This is a genomic window from Mesorhizobium sp. M0145, from assembly GCF_040322355.1.
In the GTDB taxonomy this organism is placed as follows: domain Bacteria; phylum Pseudomonadota; class Alphaproteobacteria; order Rhizobiales; family Rhizobiaceae; genus Mesorhizobium.
The window spans coordinates 99,829-122,445 of sequence record NZ_JAMYTK010000001.1; the positions used below are offsets into that span (position 1 = coordinate 99,829).

The 22,617-nt window shown below is 61.7% G+C and carries 22 protein-coding genes and 1 pseudogene; 17 read left to right on the forward strand and 6 right to left on the reverse strand.

Annotated elements, in window-relative coordinates; genetic code table 11:
• Positions 1-3: 3 nt before the first annotated feature.
• From NKJ28_RS00630 to NKJ28_RS00640, 3 genes are all read left to right on the forward strand, one after another.
• Positions 4-1,521 (forward strand): hydrogenase large subunit, encoded by a 1,518-nt coding sequence (locus NKJ28_RS00630; protein ID WP_023675517.1) that lies wholly within the window; start codon positions 4-6, stop codon positions 1,519-1,521.
• A gap of 12 nt (positions 1,522-1,533) precedes the next feature.
• Positions 1,534-2,073, forward strand: coding sequence for an NADH-quinone oxidoreductase subunit B family protein (locus tag NKJ28_RS00635; RefSeq protein WP_023675516.1), 540 nt, complete (start codon positions 1,534-1,536; stop codon positions 2,071-2,073).
• Between the two features lie 335 nt (positions 2,074-2,408).
• Positions 2,409-2,666 carry a hypothetical protein gene (locus NKJ28_RS00640; RefSeq protein WP_352633562.1) on the forward strand — a complete coding sequence of 86 codons (258 nt, stop codon included), beginning with the start codon at positions 2,409-2,411 and terminating at the stop codon, positions 2,664-2,666.
• Between the two features lie 173 nt (positions 2,667-2,839).
• Here NKJ28_RS00640 and NKJ28_RS00645 read toward each other — a convergent pair.
• A pseudogene (locus NKJ28_RS00645) lies at positions 2,840-3,094 on the reverse strand (FAD-dependent oxidoreductase); the annotation flags it as partial.
• A 98-nt stretch (positions 3,095-3,192) separates the two neighbouring features.
• Complete coding sequence (locus NKJ28_RS00650) at positions 3,193-4,524, reverse strand: PQQ-dependent sugar dehydrogenase (RefSeq protein ID WP_352633564.1); 1,332 nt, start codon at positions 4,522-4,524, stop codon at positions 3,193-3,195.
• Positions 4,525-4,865: 341 nt separating this feature from the next.
• Here NKJ28_RS00650 and NKJ28_RS00655 point away from each other — a divergent pair, with 341 nt between their 5' ends.
• On the forward strand, positions 4,866-5,825 hold the full coding sequence (locus NKJ28_RS00655; RefSeq protein ID WP_352469816.1) for a DMT family transporter: 960 nt from the start codon (positions 4,866-4,868) through the stop codon (positions 5,823-5,825).
• A gap of 58 nt (positions 5,826-5,883) precedes the next feature.
• Here NKJ28_RS00655 and NKJ28_RS00660 read toward each other — a convergent pair whose 3' ends face one another.
• The gene (locus NKJ28_RS00660; protein WP_352633566.1) at positions 5,884-7,122 is read right to left on the reverse strand and encodes an ROK family transcriptional regulator; all 1,239 of its coding nucleotides are present in this window, start codon (positions 7,120-7,122) and stop codon (positions 5,884-5,886) included.
• 101 nt (positions 7,123-7,223) lie between these two features.
• Between NKJ28_RS00660 and NKJ28_RS00665 the strand changes: the two genes are divergently transcribed.
• From NKJ28_RS00665 to NKJ28_RS00720, 12 genes are all read left to right on the forward strand, one after another.
• Complete coding sequence (locus NKJ28_RS00665; RefSeq protein ID WP_023675509.1) at positions 7,224-8,489, forward strand: ABC transporter substrate-binding protein; 1,266 nt, start codon at positions 7,224-7,226, stop codon at positions 8,487-8,489.
• A 57-nt stretch (positions 8,490-8,546) separates the two neighbouring features.
• A complete protein-coding gene (locus tag NKJ28_RS00670; RefSeq protein ID WP_352586669.1) occupies positions 8,547-9,485 on the forward strand; it encodes a carbohydrate ABC transporter permease in 939 nt (312 codons plus the stop codon).
• Positions 9,478-10,380 (forward strand): carbohydrate ABC transporter permease, encoded by a 903-nt coding sequence (locus NKJ28_RS00675; RefSeq protein WP_292660005.1) that lies wholly within the window; start codon positions 9,478-9,480, stop codon positions 10,378-10,380. Before NKJ28_RS00670 ends, NKJ28_RS00675 begins: the two co-directional genes overlap by 8 nt.
• A 10-nt stretch (positions 10,381-10,390) precedes the next feature.
• Entirely contained in the window at positions 10,391-11,488 is a 1,098-nt protein-coding gene (locus tag NKJ28_RS00680) for an ABC transporter ATP-binding protein (RefSeq protein WP_352454145.1), read from the forward strand.
• A 4-nt stretch (positions 11,489-11,492) separates the two neighbouring features.
• The gene (locus NKJ28_RS00685) at positions 11,493-12,266 is read left to right on the forward strand and encodes an SDR family NAD(P)-dependent oxidoreductase (protein ID WP_352454144.1); all 774 of its coding nucleotides are present in this window, start codon (positions 11,493-11,495) and stop codon (positions 12,264-12,266) included.
• 37 nt (positions 12,267-12,303) lie between these two features.
• Complete coding sequence (locus NKJ28_RS00690; protein WP_352448127.1) at positions 12,304-13,305, forward strand: sugar phosphate isomerase/epimerase family protein; 1,002 nt, start codon at positions 12,304-12,306, stop codon at positions 13,303-13,305.
• Positions 13,302-14,114, forward strand: a complete 813-nt coding sequence (locus tag NKJ28_RS00695; protein WP_352633569.1) for an SDR family NAD(P)-dependent oxidoreductase — start codon at positions 13,302-13,304, stop codon at positions 14,112-14,114. Before NKJ28_RS00690 ends, NKJ28_RS00695 begins: the two co-directional genes overlap by 4 nt.
• Positions 14,115-14,314: 200 nt before the next feature.
• Entirely contained in the window at positions 14,315-15,562 is a 1,248-nt protein-coding gene (locus tag NKJ28_RS00700) for an ABC transporter substrate-binding protein (RefSeq protein ID WP_352454143.1), read from the forward strand.
• A 4-nt stretch (positions 15,563-15,566) separates the two neighbouring features.
• The gene (locus tag NKJ28_RS00705; protein WP_023675501.1) at positions 15,567-16,520 is read left to right on the forward strand and encodes a carbohydrate ABC transporter permease; all 954 of its coding nucleotides are present in this window, start codon (positions 15,567-15,569) and stop codon (positions 16,518-16,520) included.
• Positions 16,521-16,527: 7 nt separating this feature from the next.
• Positions 16,528-17,343: a carbohydrate ABC transporter permease gene (locus NKJ28_RS00710; protein WP_023675500.1), complete on the forward strand. Its 816-nt coding sequence runs from the start codon at positions 16,528-16,530 to the stop codon at positions 17,341-17,343.
• Between the two features lie 22 nt (positions 17,344-17,365).
• Positions 17,366-18,700: a sulfatase family protein gene (locus NKJ28_RS00715; RefSeq protein ID WP_352633572.1), complete on the forward strand. Its 1,335-nt coding sequence runs from the start codon at positions 17,366-17,368 to the stop codon at positions 18,698-18,700.
• A gap of 68 nt (positions 18,701-18,768) precedes the next feature.
• Complete coding sequence (locus NKJ28_RS00720; protein WP_352577743.1) at positions 18,769-19,764, forward strand: LacI family DNA-binding transcriptional regulator; 996 nt, start codon at positions 18,769-18,771, stop codon at positions 19,762-19,764.
• Between the two features lie 12 nt (positions 19,765-19,776).
• Here NKJ28_RS00720 and NKJ28_RS00725 read toward each other — a convergent pair whose 3' ends face one another.
• A complete protein-coding gene (locus NKJ28_RS00725; protein ID WP_352577744.1) occupies positions 19,777-20,217 on the reverse strand; it encodes a DUF2267 domain-containing protein in 441 nt (146 codons plus the stop codon).
• A gap of 120 nt (positions 20,218-20,337) precedes the next feature.
• Positions 20,338-20,736 (reverse strand): hypothetical protein, encoded by a 399-nt coding sequence (locus NKJ28_RS00730; RefSeq protein WP_352577745.1) that lies wholly within the window; start codon positions 20,734-20,736, stop codon positions 20,338-20,340.
• 226 nt (positions 20,737-20,962) lie between these two features.
• On the opposite strand from NKJ28_RS00730, the gene NKJ28_RS00735 reads away from it, so the two are divergent.
• Positions 20,963-21,334, forward strand: coding sequence for a VOC family protein (locus NKJ28_RS00735; protein WP_352568068.1), 372 nt, complete (start codon positions 20,963-20,965; stop codon positions 21,332-21,334).
• 76 nt (positions 21,335-21,410) lie between these two features.
• Here NKJ28_RS00735 and NKJ28_RS00740 read toward each other — a convergent pair whose 3' ends face one another.
• Entirely contained in the window at positions 21,411-22,607 is a 1,197-nt protein-coding gene (locus NKJ28_RS00740) for a glycoside hydrolase family 172 protein (RefSeq protein WP_352633574.1), read from the reverse strand.
• Positions 22,608-22,617: the final 10 nt, after the last annotated feature.

Consider the following 22,617-nt stretch of genomic DNA (forward strand, 5'->3'; position numbering starts at 1 on the left):
AGCATGCCCGGGCTGATCGACCTCATCCTTGCTGGCCAACGTGTCGAAAATCATTTCCCGTGGTCGCGCGCCGTGGTGACTCCGAAAAAATGGGGCTTTGCCGTCGAGCAACTGGCCGAGGGCCACTGGAGCTTGCTCGGCCTATGGGGTGAGCCAGGCGCCGTCCACATGGCACTTCTCGATGAAAGCGCCGGGGACATTGGCGTCGCCAGCCTGGAATGCCCCAGTGGCCGCTACCCATCGGTCGGCCGGCTGCATCCGCCCGCATTGCGCCTGGAACGTGCGGCCGCTGACCTGTTCGGGCTCCTACCACAAGGTGCGCCTGATACACGACAGTGGCTTGATCATGGCCACTGGGGTGTCAGCTATCCGTTGAGTACCCGCGTCCGGACGTCTGCTGCGACTGCCTTCCCGTACAGTTTCCTGCCTGCAGAGGGGGAGAGCCTGCATCAGATCCCGGTCGGGCCCGTGCATGCCGGCATCATCGAGCCGGGCCATTTCCGGTTCACGGCGAGCGGTGAAACGGTCGTCCGGCTGGAGCAGCGCCTCGGATACGCGCACAAGGGTATAGAAGGCCTGATGGCGGGGTCCGACATCGACCGTGCGGCCAAATTGGCGGGCAGAACCTCTGGCGACAGTACCGTGGCATACTCCCTCGCTTTTGCCCGCGCCGTCGAGGCGGCGCTGGGTGTCCAGGTTCCCCCACGCGCGGTCTGGCTGCGAGCGCTCATGGCCGAGTTGGAGCGCCTGGCCAATCATCTGGGCGACATCGGCGCTATCTGCAATGATGCCGCCTTCGCGCTCATGCATGCCCACTGTGGGGTGCTGCGTGAGCGCGTATTGCGGGCAAGCGATGCTGCCTTCGGTCATCGTTTGATGCGCGACTGCATCGTGCCCGGAGGCGTGGCAAGCTTCCTGAGCGATGAGGGCACGACAGCGCTCAGGTCCCTGATCGCAGAGATCAGGCAGCGGTTTCCCGCGCTGGTCGAGCTCTACGACAACACTGCGTCGCTGCAGGATCGGACTGTCGCGACTGGCCGGCTGAAGGTGGAACTCGCTCGTCAATATCGCGCCGGAGGCTACGTTGGCCGGGCCTCCGGTCGGGACTTCGATGCCCGACGCAATCTCGCTTATCCACCCTATGGCGAACTCGCCTTCGATGTACCTCTCCTCCAGGAAGGCGATGTGAACGCCCGTGTATGGATTCGTATCCACGAGGTCGAACAGAGCCTGTCCCTGATCGAACAAGTCCTGCGACAGCTGCCAGACGGGCCGATCCGCGTCGATTTCGCGCAGACAAACCGATCGCATGAAGGCATGGCGCTCGTCGAAGGTTTCCGCGGCGACATTCTGGCCTGGCTGCGCATTGGCAAGGGCGGCTTGGTCGAGCGCTGTCACCTCCGTGATCCGTCATGGTTTCAATGGCCGCTCCTTGAAGCGGCGATCGAAGGAAACATCGTTGCCGACTTTCCGCTGTGCAACAAATCGTTCAACTGCTCTTATTCGGGCCATGATCTCTGAAGGCACGCTGTCATGCGCAAGCTTCTTTTTGAAAGCCTGATACGCCCCCCTCTCACCGAGCGTCCGCCGTTGGCAAGCAGCACGGCAGTCGACGAACTCGCACGCGCGCTCGATGGGGCTGCTCACAAACGATTGGGGCGAAGCCTGTCGATCCGGGCGGTCGATGCCGGTTCCTGCAACGGCTGCGAACTTGAGATGCACGCGCTGAACAACGCCTTCTATGACATCGAGCGTTTTGGGATCCGGTTCGTCGCATCACCGCGCCATGCCGATGTACTGCTCGTCACCGGGCCGGTCACAAAAAACATGCGCGAGGCATTGAAGCTGACCTACGACGCAACACCCAACCCAAAATGGGTGGTCGCACTGGGAGATTGCGCAGGCAATGGCGGCTGTTTCGCCGGCAGCTATGCGGTGGTGCGCGGAGTGTCCGAGGCCTTGCCTGTCGATCTGCACATTCCAGGTTGTCCGCCGCCGCCAATCGAAATTCTGAAAGGCCTGCTCGCCTTGCTTGAGGGCGTGAATTCCAAGACTGGTGCTGCCCGAAGGTGACTATGTAAGAGGCTTTGCCAAGGTTGGCCTTGTCGCTGCATAGATCCAACCAATGCGTAGCCGTGAGTTTAAGGGCATCAGCCAACCTCTGTCCCAAAATTGGAAGGCGCTCGGCGGCGAGAACGGCTAAAACGCCTGCTTTTTCGCCGGCAGCCCAGCGCTTTCGATCGAAGGGGAACCCGTTCCCTAGTCCGAAATGGTTACTTGCGCTGCAGCTAATGTAGTTACAATCTTGTGCAGTCGGAAGCTGCATGGGCCGGCCAGGCGCGAATACCGCCTTCGCCGGCGTCTCAAAGCAGCCGACCACATTTTTGCGGTGCTCTAAGGGGGAATCAATGAGATTGACGATTGTTTGCGCGGCAATTGTGATGGCCGTATCCACCGCCGCCGTTGCGCACGAGAAAAAGAGAGTGGTCAGTACAGAAGTAACGTCGGCCTGCGCCGACCTGTCGGGCAGCACGATCAAGAAAAACAGGGAAACAAAATTGGATAGCAGTTCAACCGGAACTGTCTCCAGCGCGATTTCGAAAGACAAATCGGAGCCGCGCCTGGGATATGAAACGGTCAATCCTGCAATCATATCGATCTATTAGCTGAGGAAATAGCAGGCAGGTCTATCGGCGCTCAGGCTTCGGGAGCAGGGCATGGACCGACTCGCGGCCATTGCCTACGGACCATATTCAAGATCGATCAAGTCGGACGCCGCCGCGAAATCAGCCGTTAATCGCTTGGTGGCGGCGCTCGGCCTCATTGCGCATGCCTGCGCTCAATGTTTGATGCGGTCACGCATTGCGTACCAAAGCATGCCGAGCACATAGAGCGGGCCGCGCAGCGCCGTGCCGCCGGGGAACGGCAGCGGGCTTAGGGTCGAAAACAGATCGAGCCGCGAAGCATCACCGGTGATCGCCTCAGCGAGCAGCTTGCCCGACAGCGTCGACAGGATCACCCCCTTGCCCGAATAGCCATGCGCAAAATAGACGTCGCCATAGCGACCGACATGCGGCAGGCGCGATGTCGTCACCTGGCATTTGCATCGAAATCGCAGCCGAATGCAGCCATATCGGGCGTGGCGCTGTAGCCGAAGGCTGGTGAGGTCGGAATCAGAAAGGCCACATGCGCTCAACGGCCATTCGCCCGGCGGACCCGCCAGATGACATTACCGACGTCGTCGGCGACGAGCAGTGCGCCAGTCTGATCGATAGCGACGCCGACCGGCCGGCCCATCGCCTCGCCATTACGCCCGATGAAGCCAGTGAGCACATCTTCCGGTGGACCGCTCGGTTTGCCACCATGGAACGGCACGAAGATGACCTTGTAGCCGCTGTGCACGCTTCTATTCCACGAGCCGTGCTGGCCGACGAAGGCGCCGTTGCCGTAGGCCGGACCGAGCCGCGCGCCTTTGGAGAAGGTCAGTCCCAGCGAGGCGGTATGAGAGCCCAGGGCGTAATCGGGCTTGATCGCTGCCGCCACGAGATCGGGGCGCTGCGGCTTGGCACGTTCGTCGACGTTCTGTCCGTAGTAGCTGTAGGGCCAGCCGTAGAAAGCGCCGTCACGAACCGAGGTCATGTAATCCGGCACAAGGTCGTCGCCGATCTCGTCACGCTCGTTCACGGCGACCCAAAGCTGGCCAGTCTCAGGATTCCAGGAGAGCCCGTTCGGGTTGCGCAGGCCCGAGGCGAAGACCCGAGTGCGGCGGGTAGACCGATCCACTTCAAGGACAGCGGCGCGGTTCTTCTCCGCGGCTATGCCGTTTTCTCCAACGTTGCTGTTGGAACCAACGGTGACATAGAGCTTGCGTCCATCCGGAGTTGCGATCACGTCCTTGGTCCAATGATGGTTGAGGTCCCCGGCCGGCAAGTCGATGATCTTTTCCGGCGACGTGCTGACTCGGGTCTGGCCATTGGAGTAGGGGAAAGCGACGAGCGCGTCGGTATTCGCGACAAAGAGTTTGCCTTTGGACAGCGTCATGCCGAAGGGCGAATTGAGGCCTTCCGCGAACGTCGTGCGTACATCCGCAATGCCGTCGCCATCCGTGTCGCGCAGGAGCGTGATGCGGTTGGCGCTTTTGGTCGCGGCGCCAGCCCGCTTCATAGCCAGGTCCATGAAGACCTTTCTAAGACTGAAGCCTTCGTCATGCTTGGCAGGGGCATTGGTTTCAGCAACCAGCACGTCGCCGTTCGGAAGCACATGTAGCCAGCGCGGATGGTCGAGGCCGGTGGCGAAGGCGTTCACTGTCAGCCCCTTCGCCGGGGTCGGCATACCTTCTTTCTGCCAGCCTTTCGCCTCGGCGATGTTAACAGTCGGGATCAGCGTCGGTCTTGGTTTCGGTAAAGTGGGGTTGGGGCCATAGCCGGTTATTGCCCCGGTTTTTTGCGCCGGAATGCCAGCGCAGCTTGCCATGACGGTGCCCAACACCGCTACGAGTACGCTTCCTCGGAAGCCGGCATGCATCGGACGTCCTCCGCATGGATCTGTGTCGCGCTCTTTGTGCAAACGGAAGTCAGTGGCTTATTCTTCCAATTGCTTCGAAACAGCGGCGCTCGTGATCCTAGGACCAGGAATTCGCGACAGATCTGCTCTCGGTAGAAATATGGCGCGAGAAGATTGTGGCAACCGCGCGAATATCTGTCGCGCAATATGAATCATGGGCCAACATGCGTTCGAATGGAAGGAGACCGTGAACGGCGGGACCCACAATGACCCACCGATTGCACCAGCTGGTGAAACAGCTGTTGTTGCTGCTTAGCAAGACGCTGCAAATCTGCTAAAGTCTGCGGTGGGAGGAGACGGATATCCAATCGCTGCCGATAGCACATCCAAGTGTAGCGAAGGCGACACCCGGCGCATCACTTCCGCTCGCCTATTCCCTCGCGACGCTCTGCTGGCTCCTGTCGGCCGGCGTCTATATCGCCGCCAAGTGGGTTGCCCCCGAGATGCCGCCTTGGGCGCTCTGCTTCTGGCGGCTGACGCTCGCGTGCGCGATCCTGCTGCCTATCGTCCATCGTCATCACGGGGCGATGCTCGTGCTGATCCAATCCCGGGTGATCGAGGTGCTGGTCATCGGCACTATCGGGCTAACCTTGTGTCAGGGCATGATCTACACGGGCCTCAACTACACCAACGCGACAACCGCCGGCATCATCATGGCGCTGTCGCCGATCATGACCATGGTGCTTGCCCGCTTCGTGCTCGGCGAGCCCCTCGGTGTCTGGAAAGCGCTTGGAGCGCTGGTCGCTCTGGCTGGGATGGTGGTGATCGTGGCGCGCGGCGACCTTGCCGCGCTGATGCAGCTGCAGTTCAATCCCGGCGAGTTGTGGATCGTCGGCAGCGCGTTTTGTTGGGGCCTCTACACCGTGCTGCTGCGTCGCGCCAAATTCGCTATCGAGCTTCTGCCGATGGTGGTCCTGCTGCTGGGAGCCGGCGCGCTGGCCGCACTGCCCTTCTATCTCTGGGAACTGTTTTCCGGGGATCGTTCAGCGCTGCATGCGAACGGCCTTCTGGCTCTCGCCTATGTTGCCGGCCCCGGCGGCGCTCTGATGTACTATCTCTACAACCGTAGCGTCGAGACGCTTGGTGCGGGGCGCGCCAGCATGCTGCTCTATCTCCAGACCGCCTTCGTCGCCGTTCTCGCTTATCTGGTCCTTGGCGAAAGCTTGCACGACTACGATCTCGCCGGCGCCGCCTTCATCATCGCCGGCCTGCTGCTCGCCACCGCGATCAAGCCGAGGCAGCGCACGGTGCGTGTCGCGTAGGCAAACATCAGTTCCGCTGCTTCGGCGAGCAGCTCGCAAAATCAGAGCGCAAGCCGGGTCACTGAAGCCGGCTGTTGTGGCGCAGCACGAGGCCGACCGCGCCGAGCAATGCATCGTTCTCCGTGTGCTTGCCAACGATTATCCGCGTGCGCAGCGCAGGCGCCACATCGCGGGACTTGATGAGCGTGTGGCGTTCATATGATGCGATCAGTGGCGCCAGGAGAATGTCGCCCGCCAAGGCCATGCGGCCGCCGATGATGATGAGCGGCGGATTGAGAACCGAACCGATCAGGCCAAGGCCACGGCCGGCAAACTCGGCGGTGTCCTCGATCATCCGCAGCGCCCTCACGTCGCCCTGCTCGGCCATCATGATCACGTCGTCCATCGTGACCGGCCGCCGCACGATGCGCGAAATCTGCTCGAGCGGTCGGGCAAAGCTGGCATAGAGCTCCAGGCATCCTCGATTGCCGCACCGGCAAAGGTCGCCGCCGGGATCGATGCTAATGTGCCCGAATTCGCCGGCGCCGCCGGCGATGCCGCTCACCAGCCGACCGTGCTGGACAATGGCCCCGCCGACGCCCAGATCGACCTTGAACAGCACGAAATCGTCCTGGCCGACGGCAGCACCCCACATCAGCTCGGCAATGGCCGAGCAGTTGCTCTCATTGTCGGCGAAGATCGGCTGTTCAAGGACCGGCCCGAACACATCGCGGATGTTGACCCCGGCCCAGGTCGGAACGATACTCGCGCGCAGCACCACTCCTTCGCGGCTGACTGGGCCCGAGACGGAGACCCCAACCCCCAGGAGCCCCGCCATCGGCAGACCGTTCTCTTCGTAGCATCGGGCAATTACTGACTTGGCGAGCTGGGCCGCCTGTTGCGGCTGGTAGTCCAGACCCATGGGGATAGTTTGTTCGGCAACGAAAGAATGCGAGACGTCAGCGACGACACACCGCATCTCGTCGAGGCCCAGATGGATGCCGACGCAGGTGCCCGCAGCGGGATTGAGCGTCAATGTCGTGGCAGGCCTGCCGATACCCCTCGCCGCGTCATGATGGGCCGAGGATTCGATCACCATCCCAGATTTTCTCAAGCCGTTGAGCGCGGTTGAAACCGTCGACCGCGCCAAACCGGTAATGCGGGTAATTTGCGACGCAGAAAGCACGCCGCGCTCGCGCAAGCATCGGACGATCAGGCTCTCCGGCGACGCGGACGGCCTGTCGATCAGCCAATTTCTAAGCGAAGGTTTGTTCATGATGGGCACAAAGCACGTTGACTGATAGCCCAAATATGTCATCTTGGAAAGAACGGAGATTACTGAATCTCGCCGGCCACGACCTCAAATCGCGGGCCACAAGCGGTCGATACGAACCGTGCATCACATATGGGAGTGAAACGATGAAATACCTGAGGACGGCCTTTGCGGCCGCTACCGCCTTCACCTTGATTACCGGAACAGCCCTCGCGGAGCCGAAGACCAACCTCTTGCATCAATGGGCCACCGGATCGGACGCCCAGGCTATCGCCAAGCTCGGCGAGATGTTTACCGCCAAGGGTGGCACCTGGCAGCAGACCTCCATCGCAGGCCATACGGCCAATACCCTGGCCAAACTGCGTGCTGATGTGATCGCCGGCAACGCACCTCCCGCTGTGCAGCTCAAAGGCCCCGAGATCGCCGAATGGAACGAGACGGGCATGACAGCCAATCTCGACGACCTGGCGAAGGCGGAAAATTGGGAGAAGGTCGTCGCTCCCGAATTGCTGCCGGTGATGAAGCCGACCGGGAATTGGGTGGCCGCGCCGATGAACATCCACCGCATCAACTGGCTGTGGGCATCGCCGAAGGTCATGAAGGACGCGGGCGTCACCGAGATGCCGAAGACATGGGCGGAATTCAACGCCGCCTGCGACAAGATCGTGGCCAGCGGCAAGATCTGCATTTCGCACTCGACCGCCGACTGGACCGACTCGACCGTCTTCGAAGTGGTCGTGTACGGTCAGGACCTCGATCTCTACAAGAAAGCTTTCGTCGAGGGCGACGTCGATGCCATGCGCAGCGACGGCATGGTCAAGGCCTTCGAGCAGTTTCGCACCATGACCTCGAAGTACATGGACCCCGGCATGAACGGGCGTGACTGGGATACCATGTCGCATCTCGTCGGCCGCGGCGAGGCCGCCTTCCACATCATGGGCGACTGGACGATCGGCCTGCTGACGGCCGGCGGCTTCAAGGAGGGCACCGACTATGTCTGCGCCCAGGCGCCGACCGATTGGGGCAAGCCCGGTTTCATCTTGAATTCAGACTCGGTCGTGTTCTTCAAGCAGAAGGATCCGGACTATATCGAGGGACAGAAGCTGCTTGCCAGCATCATCCTGTCGCCCGAATTCCAGACCATTTTCAATCAGACCAAAGGGTCCATTCCGGCCCGCCTCGACGTCGATCTTTCGAACGGCTTCAATCCCTGCCAGCAGCTCTCGCAAAAGGATCTGCAAGCCTCGATCGCCGCCGGCACGCTCGTGCGTTCGATGGCGCACAACATGACGGTTCCGCAAAAGGTCCGCGGCGCAATAATGGATAGCATCACGGAGTTTGTAGCAACGCCGGATATGAGTGCGCAGGACGCGGCCAATGCGATGGCGGATGCGGCCGAAGCGCAGAAGTGACGCTGCCGATGATGGCCGGGGGCGAAGCTCCCGGCCAGACCTCGCCGGAGCAGCCCGATGTCCACCCATGATCTGATTGTACCAGCCGCAGCTGCCGCGGCCCCTCCGTGGCGCGAGCGCCTGGGCACGATGGTGCCCATTCTGGTGCTGGCGCCGTCGATAGCGGCGAGTTTCATCTATGTTTTCGTCTTCACGCTCTGGACGCTCTACATCTCGCTGTCCAATTCGTCGCTGTTGCCGACCTATGGGTTCGTCGGCCTGGACAATTACGCTTCGCTCTGGGCAAACCGGCGCTGGAACATCGCCTATACCAATCTCTTCCTGTTCAGCGGCTTCTATATCGTTGGCTCGATGGCCGTTGGCCTGCTGCTCGCGATCGCGATCGACCAGCGCGTCCGCGGCGAGGCGGTTTGGCGCACCATCTTTCTCTACCCGTTGGCGGTGTCCTTCATCGTCACCGGTACGGTGTGGAGTTGGCTCTATAATCCTGTCGACGGTATCCAGGCCTTCGTTCGCGGGCTTGGCTGGACCGACTTCAGCTTCGCCCTGACGGCCAACCGCAACACTGCGATCTATGCGGTGATCATAACCGGTATCTGGCAGTCGTCCGGCTTCGCAATGGCACTTTTCCTGGCCGGTCTGCGGTCGGTCGATCCGGATCTCGTCAAAGCCGCGCAAATCGACGGCGCGTCGGTTTTCCGGACCTATCGGAGGGTCATCCTGCCAACCATCGCTCCGATATTCCTGGCGGTGGCGGTCATTCAGATACAATTCGCCATCAAGACCTTCGACCTGGTGGCGGCGTTGACGCGAGGCGGCCCAGGTGTGTCCACCACCTTCCCCGCCATCTATGTCTACGACCTGATGTTCCAGCGCGGCCAAATCGGCGAGGGTGCCGCCGCGGCGATGATGATGCTCGCGGCGGTCGCGGTGGTGCTGGTGCCGTACTCCTTGTGGATCGTCTGGCGCCGGCGGGCGGAGGGCCGCAATGGCTGAAATTGCCCCTAATGCCCGTTTTGATCCGGAAGAAGCCGCTGCCACGCGCCGGCATTTCTGGAGTCGCTTCCTTGTCTATGCCGTGCTGACGCTTTTCGCGGTCGTCTATCTCGTGCCATTGCTGGTGGTGATCTTCAACTCATTGCGCGAGCAGTCGGAGATTGCCCGCAACGGCCTCATCTCCGTACCGCGCAGCTTCCGGTTCGATGCGTGGGCGCAGGCCTGGGGATCCTACTGCGTCAGCGGTACCTGCGAGGGCATGAAGCGCAATTTCTTCAACTCGCTGGCGATGACGATCCCCGCCACCATCATCTCGACCATTCTCGGCGCCATGAACGGCTACATCCTCTCCAAATGGCGCTTCAGGGGTTCCGAACTGATCTTCAATCTGATGCTGCTCGGCGTATTCATGCCCGGCCAGATTTCGTTGATGCCGTGGGCGTTCCTGCTCGGCAAGCTCGGCCTGACCAATTCCACATACGGGCTGGTGTTGATCCACGTCGTCCAGGGCATCTCGTTCACCACCCTGTTCTGCCGCAATTTCTACGTCAGCATACCGGACGACCTGATCAAGGCGGCACGCATCGACGGCGCCGGCTTCTGGCGGATCTTCCGCAAGATCATCCTGCCCCTGTCGCCGCCGATTCTGATTGTCACCGTCATCTGGCAGTTCACCGGCATCTGGAACGAGTATTTGTTCGGCGTCGTCTTCACATCGGGCCAGCAGCAGCCGATTACGGCGGCGTTGGTCGCGCTCACGGCCGGCGGCACGACCGCGCGTGCTTACGATGTGATGAGCGCAGCCGTGCTGATCGGCGCGTTGCCTCCGCTGCTGATCTATCTGTTTGGTGGAAAATACTTCGTGCGCGGCCTCACCCAGGGCGCCATAAAATGAGGCGTCGCCGATGTCCGCGTTGATGATCCGCAACCTTCACAAGAGCTACGGCTCGCTCGAGATTCTTGCCGGCATCGATCTCGAGGCTAAGACCGGAGAATTCGTCGCCCTTGTCGGCCCGTCGGGTTGCGGCAAGTCAACCTTGCTCGCCATGATCGCCGGACTGGAAACCGTCACGTCGGGCGAGATATGGATCGGCGACCGGCTGGTGAACTCGGTGCAACCCAAGGACCGCGATATTGCGATGGTGTTCCAGTCATACGCCCTCTATCCCACCATGACGGTGCGCCAGAACATCACCTTCGGCATGGAGAGCCGCGGCGTGCCAAAAGCGGCGCAGGCGGAAGCTGTCCAGCGGGTTGCCGCACTCCTGCAGATCGAACAGCTGCTTAAACGCAAGCCCGGCCAGCTCTCGGGGGGCCAGCGGCAGCGCGTTGCGATGGGGCGTGCCCTCGTGCGCGACCCGAAGCTGTTTTTGTTCGACGAGCCCTTGTCCAACCTCGACGCCAAGCTGCGCGTCGACATGCGTACCGAAATCAAGAAGCTTCACCATCGCGTCGGCAAGACCACGGTGTATGTCACCCACGATCAGGTCGAGGCGATGACGCTTGCATCCCGCATTGCGGTGATGAACCAGGGCTCGGTACAGCAGTTCGACACGCCGAAGCGGATCTACGACCGGCCGACCAACATGTTCGTTGCCGGTTTCATGGGATCGCCGGCGATGAATTTCATTCCCGCCCGGCTTACGGGCTCGACCAGCATCTCGGTACGCGCCGCTGACGGCAGCGACGCCAGCCTCGCCCTTGCCGCGCCGATGCCCGCCGGTGCGCCACAGGACGTCGTGCTCGGTATCCGGCCGGAACACATCTACCGTTTCACGACCGATCTGAAGTCGCGCAAACCTGCTGTGGCGTCCATGCAGGCGCCGGTCGAATTGGTCGAGCCTACCGGGGCCGAGACGCTTGCCGTGCTCAGGCTGGGTGACCTGGAGATCACCGGCCGTTTCGAGCCGGATGACGCTCCCGTCATGGGCGAGACGATAACGCTAGGCATCGACATGTCGCGTGCCTGTCTGTTCGATCCAACAACCAAGGCGCTTCTGTAGTTTGATGTCCGTACAATTCGCGACTTATCCGAGCTTGACCGATCGGGTCGTGCTGATCTCCGGCGGCGCCTCCGGCATTGGCGCCGATATGGTCCGCGCCTTCGTGGCGAACGGCGCCCGGATAGCCTTTCTCGATGTGCAGGACGAACCAGCGGAGGCGTTGGTGCGCGAGCTCGCTGGTGCCGCCGGGCAGGCTCCGTTATATCTCCATTGCGATGTGACCGACGTCGATGCGCTAAAGGCGTCGGTAGCAGGCGTGCGCGCGCGGCTTGGTCCGGTCGCCGTCCTGGTGAATAACGCAGCCAATGATCAGCGCCATCCCATCGACGCGGTAACGGCCGACTATTGGGACCGCAGCTTCGACGTCAATCTGAGGCATCACTTCTTCGCCGCGCAGGCAGTGCATCCGCATATGAAGGAACTCGGCTTCGGCTCGATCATAAACTTCTCCTCCATTGCCTGGCGGTTCGGAGCGGACCAGATGGTGGCCTATGCCACCGCCAAGGGGGCCGTGGTGGCGCTGACGCGTGCGTTGGCGCGGTCGTTCGGACCGGATAACATCCGCGTCAATGCGATCGAACCCGGCGCCGTCATGACCGAGCGGCAGCGCGAGCTGTGGTTCAAGACGCAGGAGGCAGTCGACCAGACGGTGCAGCGGCAATTGATTCGCCGCGTCCTGCTGGGCGAGGAGATTGCACGCACCGTGCTCTTCCTGGCGGCCGACGACAGCCGCATGATCACCAAACAGTCCATAACCGTCGATGCCGGTCTGCGCTAGTGACGCCTCTCCGCTCTCCATTGGAACCGCCAAGCTGATGTTTCGTCTCGGCCTCAACCCTTACGGACTGACCTACTATCTCGGCCTGCAGGGCCGCGGCACGCCGCGGCACAATCCGGACGGCGTGGGGCTGGAAGGCTTCATCACGCTGGCGCAGGAACTGGGCGCACGCACGCTCGAGATCTACGAACCCTGGTTGACCGACTTGACTGACGCCGAAATCGTCGCCCTGCGCAGGCGTCTTGCCGCGCTGGACATCGTCCCGGTGGTGAGCGGCGGACTTCTAGTGGCAGGTCCGCTGGACAACGCCTTTCGGGCTGCGCGCCTGCTCGAGGCGACGACGATCCGTATCGCACTGACGCCTGTCCTGTGCGGCGACCGCAATGCGTGGGGTCCGAAATGGAGCGAGTTCAACGCAACGATTCGCGCTGCCTTGACGGAATGGGGGCCGCGTGCGGCGGCCGAGGGACGCGTGCTCGGCATCGAGAACCATCAGGACTTCGGCAGCGACGAACTGGTTGCGTTCTGCGAACTCGGCGGGCCGGGTGTCGGCATCACCTACGACACCGGCAACACCTTTCCTGTCGGCGAGGCGCCGCTTGCCTTCACGCGCCGGATCGCGCCCCATGTCCGCCACGTTCACCTCAAGGACTATCGCGTCCAGTTCACGGATGAGGGCTACCGCCTGGTCCGCTGCGCGATCGGCGACGGCGCCGTGCCTTTCGCCGAACTGGCAGCCATCCTTGGCGAGCACCACGACACGCTGACGGCGGTGCTTGAGCCCGGCGCGCTGGAGGCCCGTCACGTTCGCTGTCTCACCGACGACTGGTGGAACGGATATGCGCCGAAGACCGCCCGCGAATTCGCGGCCTGCCTGAGTGCTGCGCGCCTGAACCGCCTTGCGGACGACGCCGACTACCGCACGCCATGGGAGCGCGATGATGACGGTGCGCTCGTTTCGTACGAGCTCGACATGATCCGGCGCAGCGCCGCCAACATGATGAAATTCGATTTCATTGCAATGGAGAAATCAGCATGACTGCCCGAGAACTCAGCGGCCTGACCGCCTTCGTCACCGGCTCGGGACGCGGCCTCGGCCGCGTGATGGCCGACCGCTTGGCCGAACTTGGCGCAAACGTCGCGGTCCACGACCTCGATTGGGCCCGGCCATCTCAATATGGCGAATTCGCGGACCTCGGCGACTCTGCCAGGGGCTTGGAGAAGCATGGGACGCGCATCGCCGCGGTCACCGGCAACATCGGCGACAAGCAAGCTGTCGCGGAAATGAAGAGGAAGATCGAGGCGGAGCTCGGCGACGTGCACGTCTTGGTAAACTGCGCCGGCGGCGACATCGGCGCCAAGGGCGTAAAGCCCAATCCCAACAACGCACTGGACATCGACTACGAAGACATCAAGGTTCTAACCGAGAACAACCTCATCGGCACGATGCTGGTCTGCCAGGCGTTCGTTCCGCCGATGGTCAAGCGTGGCTCAGGCTCGGTGATCAACATCGCCTCGGCGGCAGCGCATATCGGATGCTCGCCCGAGGTGGTCTACTCGACGCTCAAGGCGGCTGTCGTCCATTATACGCGCTGCCTCGCCAAGGAACTGATCGACGATGGCGTACGCGTCAATGCGGTGAGCCCCGGCGCCACCAAGACGGCACGGTTCCAGGCGAGCCGCGTGGTCGATCCGCAGCGCATGGATTCGAGCAAGAAATCGCTGAACCGGTATGCGGAGCCTGAAGAGATCGCCGAAGCGGTGGCCTTCCTCGCCGGTCCGCGCGCGCGCTTCATCAACGGGCAGGTAATCCGAGTCGATGGCGGTTTCACGATCTTTCCAGGTTAGGCCGCGATCGTCCATACCGGGTACCGGAAGCAACTTCGCCATCGCGCGCTGTAAATAGCTCCGCCCGAGTTCGGCCAGAACTATGCACTGCATTACAGTCGGAGCTTGACAAAAACTGCGGTATAGCGGGTATATTAATCGAATAATATGACACCATCCATTGTGAGGAAGGCGGGTGGCAAACCTGGGAGGAGACCAAGATGAGCCGCTACAAGTCAGTCGGATTCCTGCACGGCATGGTTTTGGGCGTGGCCCTGACGACCGCGACTGCGGCCCATGCCGAGACCTTGACGCTCTATTGGAACGCCGGCCACGCCTATCAAGCTTATGCCGATGCAATAGCAAAGTTCGAGGCCGATCATCCCGGATGGTCGGTGCAGTGGGAGAAATTCCAGTGGCCGGATATGCGCACCAAGCTGGTGGCGGATTTTGCGGCGAAGAGTCCGCCCGATCTCGTCGCCGAACCCGGCGGCTGGGTGCAGGAATTCGGCCAGCGGAATCTGCTGCGGCCGCTGAACGACTTCATCGAACAAGACGGCAAGGCGATCGGCTATCCCGACGACTGGCAAGCCTATTCCGTCGAGCGCAACAAACTCGGCGACCAGTACTATGGCGTCCAGATCCACCTCACCTGCGCCACCCTCGTGTACAACGTCGATATGCTTAAGCAGGCGGGCTTCGACGCGCCGCCTGCGACCTGGGAGGAGTTCCTGAAGGTTGCCAAGGCGACGACGACCGGCGCCCGCTTCGGCTTCGCTCCCAACCCCAGCATCGGATATTATTCGTCGTGGCTGCTGCAGAACGGCGTAAGCTATTACGATCCCAAGACAAACAAGGTCAATCTCGACAGTCCTGAGGCGATCGAAGCGATCCAGTTCCTCGCCGACCTGATCCACAAGGAAAAAGCAGCGACCAAGCCGGCGGCGGGTGCTGACTATGAGGGTCCGCAAAAGCTGTTCACGGCCAACCGGGTCGCAATGATCATAACCGGTCCGTGGGACGTGAAGCCGATCCGCTCGGGCAACCCGAAGCTCAACTGGGCGGTTGCGCCATCACTCAAGCACAAGGTGCAGGCGACGTTCGCGGGCGGCGTCAGCGTGATGATCCCTAAGGACGCCAAGCACCCGAAGGAGGCCTGGGAGTTGTTGAAGCGGCTCGTCGCGCTCGACACGGAACTGGCGGCTACCAAGGAAGCGGGCATGACGATGCCGCGCAAATCCTGGGCCGAAAACGCCGAGGTTCAGGCCGATCCGGTCATCGGCAGCTTCAGCAAATGCCTGCCTTACGCGCAAGACGTCACCGCCGAGCTGCGCCTCACCGGCAAGCACGCGCGAATCGAGAAGCTTCTGCAAAGTGCGCTCGAGGATATCATCTACAATCAGAAGCCAGCAGCCGAGATTATGCCGAAATTCGCGGCCGAGGCCAACGTCATCCTGGCCAACAACTAGGCCGATGTTTATCAGCGGCAGCACCGATACGGCCGATACGGACATTCGCGTCGGCGCGATGCCGACCCGGCGAGCTGCCCGCTTCAGCCGGCGCACCAGACAAACGCTTCTCGCTTACCTGCTGCTGTCGCCAGCAATCCTCTATTTCTCGGTCTATTTCTTCTATCCGATAGGACTGGAGTTTTGGGCGAGCCTGTACAGCGGCCAGCCGCTGATCGGCGAGAGCCGATTCGCCGGACTGGACAACTACGTTGCTGCCCTCGGCGACGCGCGCGTTCGGCAGTCGCTCTTCGTGACGCTGGCCTTCGCGATAGGCGTCACCGCGGCCAGCATCGCCATTGGCCTCGGACTGGCGGTCGTGCTCAACCGGCCGATCCCGGGGCGCACTCTGATCCGCGCAATCATCTTCTTTCCCTACATCACCTCCTTCGTGATCGTCGCGTTGATGTGGCAGGCAATTCTCGATCCCTACACTGGCATCTTGAACAGCTTCCTTGCCGAGCTTGGGCTGCCGACCCAGAATTGGCTCGGCGACACCTCGACCGCGCTGCCGACCCTCATCGCCATCACGGTGTGGAAGGATGTCGGCTATGCCATGCTGATCTACCTCTCCGCGTTGCAGTCGATCCCGTCCGACTTCTACGATGCCGCATCCATCGACGGCGCCACGCCGACGCAGCAATTCCGCTATCTGACCTGGCCGTTGTTGACGCCGACCACGCTGTTCATCGCGGTCGTCAGCACGATCAGCCAGCTACAGGAGCTGGCGCCGGCCTACCTGATAACCAAGGGCGGACCGGCCGACGCGACGCGGTTCTTCAGCCTGCACGTGTTCGAGGCAGCCTTCTTCGAGCTCAACATCGGCTACGCCTCGGCGCTGTCTTTCCTGATGTTCCTGCTGATCCTGGCCATCACCTTCGTTCAGTTCCGCCTGCTCAACCGCGAAACCACCTATTGAGATTGGCATGACATTCGCAAAAACGCTCCCGTCCTACCTACTGCTGCTCTTCTGCGTGGCGCTGTCGATCTTTCCGTTCCTTTACATGCTTTCGCTGTCGCTGCAGAGCGATGCCGACGTCTTCAGCGGCATTCCGATTCTGATCCCCGAGACGTGGCAATTCACGAATTACATCGACATCTGGCAAAAGGCGCCGTTCGCGCGTTTCACGCTCAACAGCTTCATCATCGCCGGCGGGATTACCTTCCTCCATCTGATCTTCGATCCGTTGATCGGCTACGTCTTCGCGAAAATGGAATTCGCCGGTAAGCGCGTCATGTTTGTCGCGGTGCTGTCGACGCTGATGATCCCATTCTTCATCCGCATGATCCCGCTCTATGTGCTCACCGCGCGGATGGGATGGCTCAACACCTATCAGGGCCTTATCCTTCCATTCGCCATGAGCGCCTACGGAATCTTCCTGATGCGGCAGTTCATCCGTCCGATTCCCGACGAGTTGCTTGACGCTGCACGGATGGACGGCTGCTCGGAACTCGGCCTTTACTGGCGCATCGTGCTGCCGCAGGTCCGGCCGGCACTGGCGACGCTGGCCCTCCTCACCTTCGTGTTCCAGTGGAACGAATTCCTCTGGCCGCTGGTCGCCGTCAACACCACCGAAATGCGGCCGATCACGACGGGACTGACGCTTTTCAACCAGGAATTCTTCACCCAGTGGAACCTGACGGCGACGGGCGGGATCATTCTCTTCATCCCGAGCCTGCTGCTGTTCCTCTTCACGCAGCGCTACTTCGTCCGCAGCGTGATGCTGGCAGGCATGAAATGACCATTCGGAGTTATTGCACCCTATGACGTCCCGCCGACCGAACGTGATCGTCTTCTTCACCGACCAGCAGCGTTGGGACACCGTTGGCGTCCATGGCAATCCGCTCCAGCTTACGCCAAATTTCGACCGCCTCGCCGGGACCGGCACGTTCTTGGCGAATTCGTTTACATGCCAGCCCGTTTGCGGCCCCGCCCGCTCCGTCTTTCAGACGGGGCGGTACCCGACTACGACCGGCTGCTACCGTAACGATATCCCACTGCCTAAGAGCGAGCGCACGCTCGCGCATCATTTCGTCGCGGCAGGTTATGACACCGCCTACATCGGCAAGTGGCACCTGGGGTCCGCCGAGCCGGTCACCCAGGAAGAACGCGGCGGCTATCGCTACTGGCTGGCCTCCAACATCCTGGAGTTCACTTCCGGCCCCTTCGACACCGTCGTCCACGACAATGAGGGCAAGGCGGTGAAGCTGCCGGGATACCGCGTCGATGCCCTAACTGACGCTGCAATCCGCTATGTCGCATCGAGGGAAGACGAGCCGTTCTTTCTATTCCTGTCCTTCCTCGAGCCGCATCACCAGAACCAGACGGACAACTACCCTGCCCCGCTCGGATACGAGGACAGGATCCGCAAGAAGCTCGCCATTCCCGGCGATCTCGCCGCACTTGGCGGCACGACAGCCGAACATTTCCCCGGCTATCTGGGCATGGTCGCACGCCTCGACGAGGCGTTTGGACGGCTGATCGAGGCGCTCTACAGCCTTGGCCGGCTTGACGACACGATCATCCTCTTCACCTCCGACCACGGATGTCACTTCAAGACCCGCAACAACGAATACAAGCGTTCCTGTCATGAGGCGTCGATCCGCGTGCCGACGCTATTCCACGGCCCCGGCTTCCAGCGCATCGGCACATATGAAGGCCTGGTCAGCCTCGTCGATCTCGCGCCGACCCTGCTCGCCGCGGCCGGCCTGAAAGTGCCCAATTCGATGCAGGGCGTCTCGCTGCTCGACGCACTGCAGGGCGAACGGCCGCCGCGCGACGAGATATTCATTCAAATCAGCGAGCACCATGTCGGCCGCGCCTTGCGCACCAGACGGTGGAAATATGAGGTCGAGGCACCGGGAAAAGACGGCTGGCGGGATTCCGGCAGCGATTTCTATGTCGAGGCGAGGCTCTACGACCTCGATGCCGATCCAAACGAACTAACCAATCTCATAGCTTCGCCCGATCACGCAGAGACGCGTGCATGGCTGCGAGGCCGCATCGTTGCCCTGATGGTGGAGGCCGGCGAGGCAAGGCCCGAGATCCTTGCCGCCGGGCATGGAAGCTGGAATGAAATCCGGCTGAGCGACAGCTGATCATGTCACGTCGCGCAGCGGATCCAACAATGCACGAGAGAAATTCCGATCGCAGAAAGGCGCCGACCATGGCCGATGTCGCCCGGCGCGCCAATGTATCGACCGCTGCCGTGTCGTACCTGCTCAGCGGCGACAGCACGCGCCTGAAGTTCGTCGGCAAGGAGGCGCGGCAGCGCATCCTTGAGGCCGTCGCTGAGCTCAACTACGTGCAAAACCGCACCGCGCGGCAGCTGCGCCGCCAGCAGGCCGAGCGAATCTGCCTTGTACTGCCTCGTCTCGGCGTGCCGTTCAGCGACCGGATCGCGCAGGATATCCAATCTGGAGCGGCGCTGAGGGGATTTTCGACGATTATCACCGCGGGAGACACCTTCGAGCGAACCGACCGGATCGTGAGGGAAATCGAGAGCGGGCTGGCAGACGGCATTATCGCCGACTGGCAGCATCTCTCCGAGCCCGAGGTGATGCTCTTGGCCGCGCGCCTGGCGGCCGCGGGCCGGCCAGCGGTGATCTTCCATCCGACCATCGAGCCGGCAGGCTTCTCGGTTGTGCGCCAGCATACCGGCAGGGCCGTCTTCGAGGCACTCGACTACCTCTACCGAGCCGGCCATCGCTGCATCGCCTATATGGTGCATGAGCAAGCGGTGGACGCGAGCCGTCTCGCCGCCTATCGCAGCTTCCTGCAAGCACGCGGCCTTCCGCTGCGAGACGACCTGGTGATCGGCGGTGCAGAGGCGCGCAAGGCTGCGTTTGCCAATGCTACGGCGCTGGCCGCCCGCAAGGATCGGCCGACCGCGCTTTTCGTCGAATCCGATCTTGCCGCCGTGACCGCCCTGCACGCATTCGAGGAGGCCGGCCTCTCCGTGCCCGGCGACATTGCAGTCATCGGCTGCGGCAATATCGACGAGGGCGAATTCAGTCATCCGGCATTGACGACAATCGGCCCCGAAACTGCCCACTACGACCATCTTGCCGATCATCTGATCTCATTGATCTCGGCAACACCGGGCGCAATACCTACCCTTTTCAGCGTTTCGTGGCAGCTGGTCCGTCGCGCGTCCGCATGAGCAGGATCGCCGCTATTTGACGCCCACGCTTTCAGGCCAGAGGACCTGGATTTCCTTTGGCAGCGCATCCCGCACCTTTGCCGACTGGCCAAGGTCGATATGCCGTGCAAGCACACGCAGCACTGAGCGTGCCGCATCCTCGGCATCGACAGGACGGGTCGATTTCAATTCATCGGCGATGTGTTGCAGGAACTTCTCGAGCGAGCGTGTCTTGTCGGGCATGTCGGCGGGCCGATAGCGATCATAGTAGGCGCCGCGCACGAGCAGCGGCAGTTCCGCTCCCAAGTTGGCCGCCAGTCCGATCTGCAGCCTGTCCCGAAGGGTTCGCAGAACGGCGCCCAATGTATGCCAGGCGACGTGTCGATCCGGACCAAGATCCGCCATGATCTCGTCAAGCCAGATGTTTGTTATTTGCAGCGTTTTGTCAAAAACGTCCAAGCCGGTTGCGCTCATCGTCGCCTCCTCGAAAGGTTCTGCGGGCGAAACGGCGACCGGAGATTATTGTTTCGTGGTCCTGTGAAAATCGTCCTGGCAAAGCGGCGGAAACCGGTTCGGTCGGAGAGCCTGTCGGCGTCAGGTCTGCTCGACACTCTGCATCTGCTGGATTTCGGCGATCTGTCGGAAGCGGCCGTTTTCCACCCCGTTGAGTGCGGTCACAGCGGCCAGATTGTCGCCCTTTTCATCCCACCGCACCGGCTCGCGATAGGCGATTCCCCTGAAACGGATATCGCGCACCGCCGCCAGAACGTCGCGCCGGCTCGGATACCCTTGGATACAGTGCTGGCGTCTTTGATCGCGGCAAGGAGAAGGCAGGCCGAATCGTAGGCATTCACGGCATAATTGCGCTTCGGCTTCGCCGTCCGACGATCTCGCCAGCTTCGGCGAGCGTCGCTTCCAAGCAATCCCTTCGCGCGTCAACGACGCCCGTTCAACCTTCCCACAGTTGTATTCGGCGCCCTGCGTTCCGATCATTAAAGTCGTCCTTGCTGATCCGAAAGGTGGTTGTCCTCCGCCTAACTGAGCTTGTGCTCATCGGTTCCGAACGCCGTCTCAGCAATGAGACCAGTCCTCACGTTGCCCGAGCCCGGGTATCTCTTGACTGACTGAGCGGCCCGCGCCGACAATGGCATTGGGAAGATGGCGGGATGGCGCCACGGTGTTCGGCACCACTTGGCGATCAAGCTGCGAAAGGGCTGTCATGGATTGGAAGCTGGAACTAGTCCCGGTCCCCGTATCGGACGTCGATAGAGCAATTGCCTTTTATGTTGGGAAGGTCGGCTTTCATCTCGATCACGACCACACCGTAAGCGACGAGATACGTTTCGTGCAATTGACGCCGCCCGGTTCGGCCTGTTCGATTGCCATGGGCAAGGGCCTCGTCGACAGCCCCGCGGGATCCATAAGGGGCCTGCAACTGGTCGTGCCCGATGTCGATGAGGCACACCGGTACCTGGCCGCTCAAGGTATCGAGGTCAGCGATATCAAGGATTTTCCCTGGGGCAGATTTGTCTTCTTTGAGGATCCCGACGGCAACACCTGGTCTGTCCAGCAACTTCCACCTCGCAGCTGAGGTGGCGCGCTGCGGCAGTGTCGTGCCCCGACGCAGATAGCGCGGGATGCACGGTTCAATTCGAACGCATCCCGGCCTAACGCCTCTTCTCGTCGAAGGCGGCATCCCAATTGTGATAAGGCGCGCGATAGGTGGGGATGCGGTCCTCGACATCGGCAAGCGCTTCGAACGGCTTGTGCGGTTCGGCCTGATACCAGAAGGCGACCGACGAAATGTCGTCCGAGCGGCGATTGGCGTGACCGTGCTCGATGGTCACCCGGATCCGTTTGTGGAAGATGACCGGGTCCTCTATGTGCCAGCGATAGAGCGTAACCGGCTCGGTCCAGTTCGGCCCGCCGGCGGCGATGATGCCGTGATAGGGCGCGCTGTAGTCCTGTGTCGGGCACCATGCCGTATTGAAATAATCTTCCGTGCCGGTGCCGTGCAGCGTCGGCGGCCAGGCATCGTTGGCGCCGGGGCCGGTCTCGCCGCGATCGTCGATCAGTTCGGCCTTCGGTCCGATGCGCGGATCGGGCTTGCGCACTGTATCCGGCACGGAAATGCCCGGCTGGCCATCGACGAAGATCATGTCGTCGCCCTCGCCATACCAGTCCCATAGTGCGGAACGCCGCCGCGAATAGACGGAATAGAGCACGCCGACATAGTGGCCATGACCTTCCGCCTCCAGGATGGTGTAGTTGCCGTTCCCGTCGGTGTTTTCCCCGCCAAACAGGACCTGCTCGTTGGCCAGCCCCGTCTCGTCTATGCCATCAGGTCGCTGCTGCCTGTATTGGGCGTGGAAGCGGCCCAGGCCTTCCTCGAGTTCCTCATGCAGTTCGAGATCGACATAGTAATAGAAAAGCAGGTCGTCCTCAGCCTCATTGGTGACGGTGAAGCGCATGTGGCTGGCAAACGGCATCGGAAAGTAGCAGTTGAAGGCCTTGCCATCCTCGGGACTTGCCTGCACCGGCAGGCTGGCAAAATTGCGCGTGCGGGCGTGGCCCATGCCGAAGAAATCGCCGATCGGCGTTTCGATGCTCGGATGTGCCTCACCATCCCAATAGGCGCGCAATACGATCTTGCGCAGGAACGCCTCGCTCTCGCAGGCGAGCGTCGCCCAGATATGCGTGACGATGCCGGCACCGTCATGCTCGGCAATCACCACCGTCTGGCCGGGTTCAATGTGCAGCCGGTCGTCATTGCCGCCGGTGCGGTCGTAGCTTGAGAACCGGCGGGTTTTGGCGTCGCGCAATTTGGCGAGCCCGCGAAGCGGCGACAAGCCGGCATTATCCATGTGTTTCTCC

What these genes read in the sequence shown, in the direction of transcription:
- NKJ28_RS00660 (WP_352633566.1), bottom strand. Translation starts at nt 7,122, where the DNA reads ATGACATATTTGGGCTATCAGTCAACGTGCTTTGTGCCCATCATGAAC.
- NKJ28_RS00705 (WP_023675501.1), top strand. Translation starts at nt 15,567, where the DNA reads ATGTTTATCAGCGGCAGCACCGATACGGCCGATACGGACATTCGCGTC.
- NKJ28_RS00640 (WP_352633562.1), top strand. Translation starts at nt 2,409, where the DNA reads ATGAGATTGACGATTGTTTGCGCGGCAATTGTGATGGCCGTATCCACC.
- NKJ28_RS00730 (WP_352577745.1), bottom strand. Translation starts at nt 20,736, where the DNA reads ATGATCGGAACGCAGGGCGCCGAATACAACTGTGGGAAGGTTGAACGG.
- NKJ28_RS00690 (WP_352448127.1), top strand. Translation starts at nt 12,304, where the DNA reads ATGTTTCGTCTCGGCCTCAACCCTTACGGACTGACCTACTATCTCGGC.
- NKJ28_RS00695 (WP_352633569.1), top strand. Translation starts at nt 13,302, where the DNA reads ATGACTGCCCGAGAACTCAGCGGCCTGACCGCCTTCGTCACCGGCTCG.
- NKJ28_RS00720 (WP_352577743.1), top strand. Translation starts at nt 18,769, where the DNA reads ATGGCCGATGTCGCCCGGCGCGCCAATGTATCGACCGCTGCCGTGTCG.
- NKJ28_RS00715 (WP_352633572.1), top strand. Translation starts at nt 17,366, where the DNA reads ATGACGTCCCGCCGACCGAACGTGATCGTCTTCTTCACCGACCAGCAG.
- NKJ28_RS00630 (WP_023675517.1), top strand. Translation starts at nt 4, where the DNA reads ATGCCCGGGCTGATCGACCTCATCCTTGCTGGCCAACGTGTCGAAAAT.
- NKJ28_RS00675 (WP_292660005.1), top strand. Translation starts at nt 9,478, where the DNA reads ATGGCTGAAATTGCCCCTAATGCCCGTTTTGATCCGGAAGAAGCCGCT.
- NKJ28_RS00740 (WP_352633574.1), bottom strand. Translation starts at nt 22,607, where the DNA reads ATGGATAATGCCGGCTTGTCGCCGCTTCGCGGGCTCGCCAAATTGCGC.
- NKJ28_RS00665 (WP_023675509.1), top strand. Translation starts at nt 7,224, where the DNA reads ATGAAATACCTGAGGACGGCCTTTGCGGCCGCTACCGCCTTCACCTTG.
- NKJ28_RS00685 (WP_352454144.1), top strand. Translation starts at nt 11,493, where the DNA reads ATGTCCGTACAATTCGCGACTTATCCGAGCTTGACCGATCGGGTCGTG.
- NKJ28_RS00725 (WP_352577744.1), bottom strand. Translation starts at nt 20,217, where the DNA reads ATGAGCGCAACCGGCTTGGACGTTTTTGACAAAACGCTGCAAATAACA.
- NKJ28_RS00635 (WP_023675516.1), top strand. Translation starts at nt 1,534, where the DNA reads ATGCGCAAGCTTCTTTTTGAAAGCCTGATACGCCCCCCTCTCACCGAG.
- NKJ28_RS00680 (WP_352454145.1), top strand. Translation starts at nt 10,391, where the DNA reads ATGTCCGCGTTGATGATCCGCAACCTTCACAAGAGCTACGGCTCGCTC.
- NKJ28_RS00710 (WP_023675500.1), top strand. Translation starts at nt 16,528, where the DNA reads ATGACATTCGCAAAAACGCTCCCGTCCTACCTACTGCTGCTCTTCTGC.
- NKJ28_RS00735 (WP_352568068.1), top strand. Translation starts at nt 20,963, where the DNA reads ATGGATTGGAAGCTGGAACTAGTCCCGGTCCCCGTATCGGACGTCGAT.
- NKJ28_RS00670 (WP_352586669.1), top strand. Translation starts at nt 8,547, where the DNA reads ATGTCCACCCATGATCTGATTGTACCAGCCGCAGCTGCCGCGGCCCCT.
- NKJ28_RS00700 (WP_352454143.1), top strand. Translation starts at nt 14,315, where the DNA reads ATGAGCCGCTACAAGTCAGTCGGATTCCTGCACGGCATGGTTTTGGGC.
- NKJ28_RS00650 (WP_352633564.1), bottom strand. Translation starts at nt 4,524, where the DNA reads ATGCATGCCGGCTTCCGAGGAAGCGTACTCGTAGCGGTGTTGGGCACC.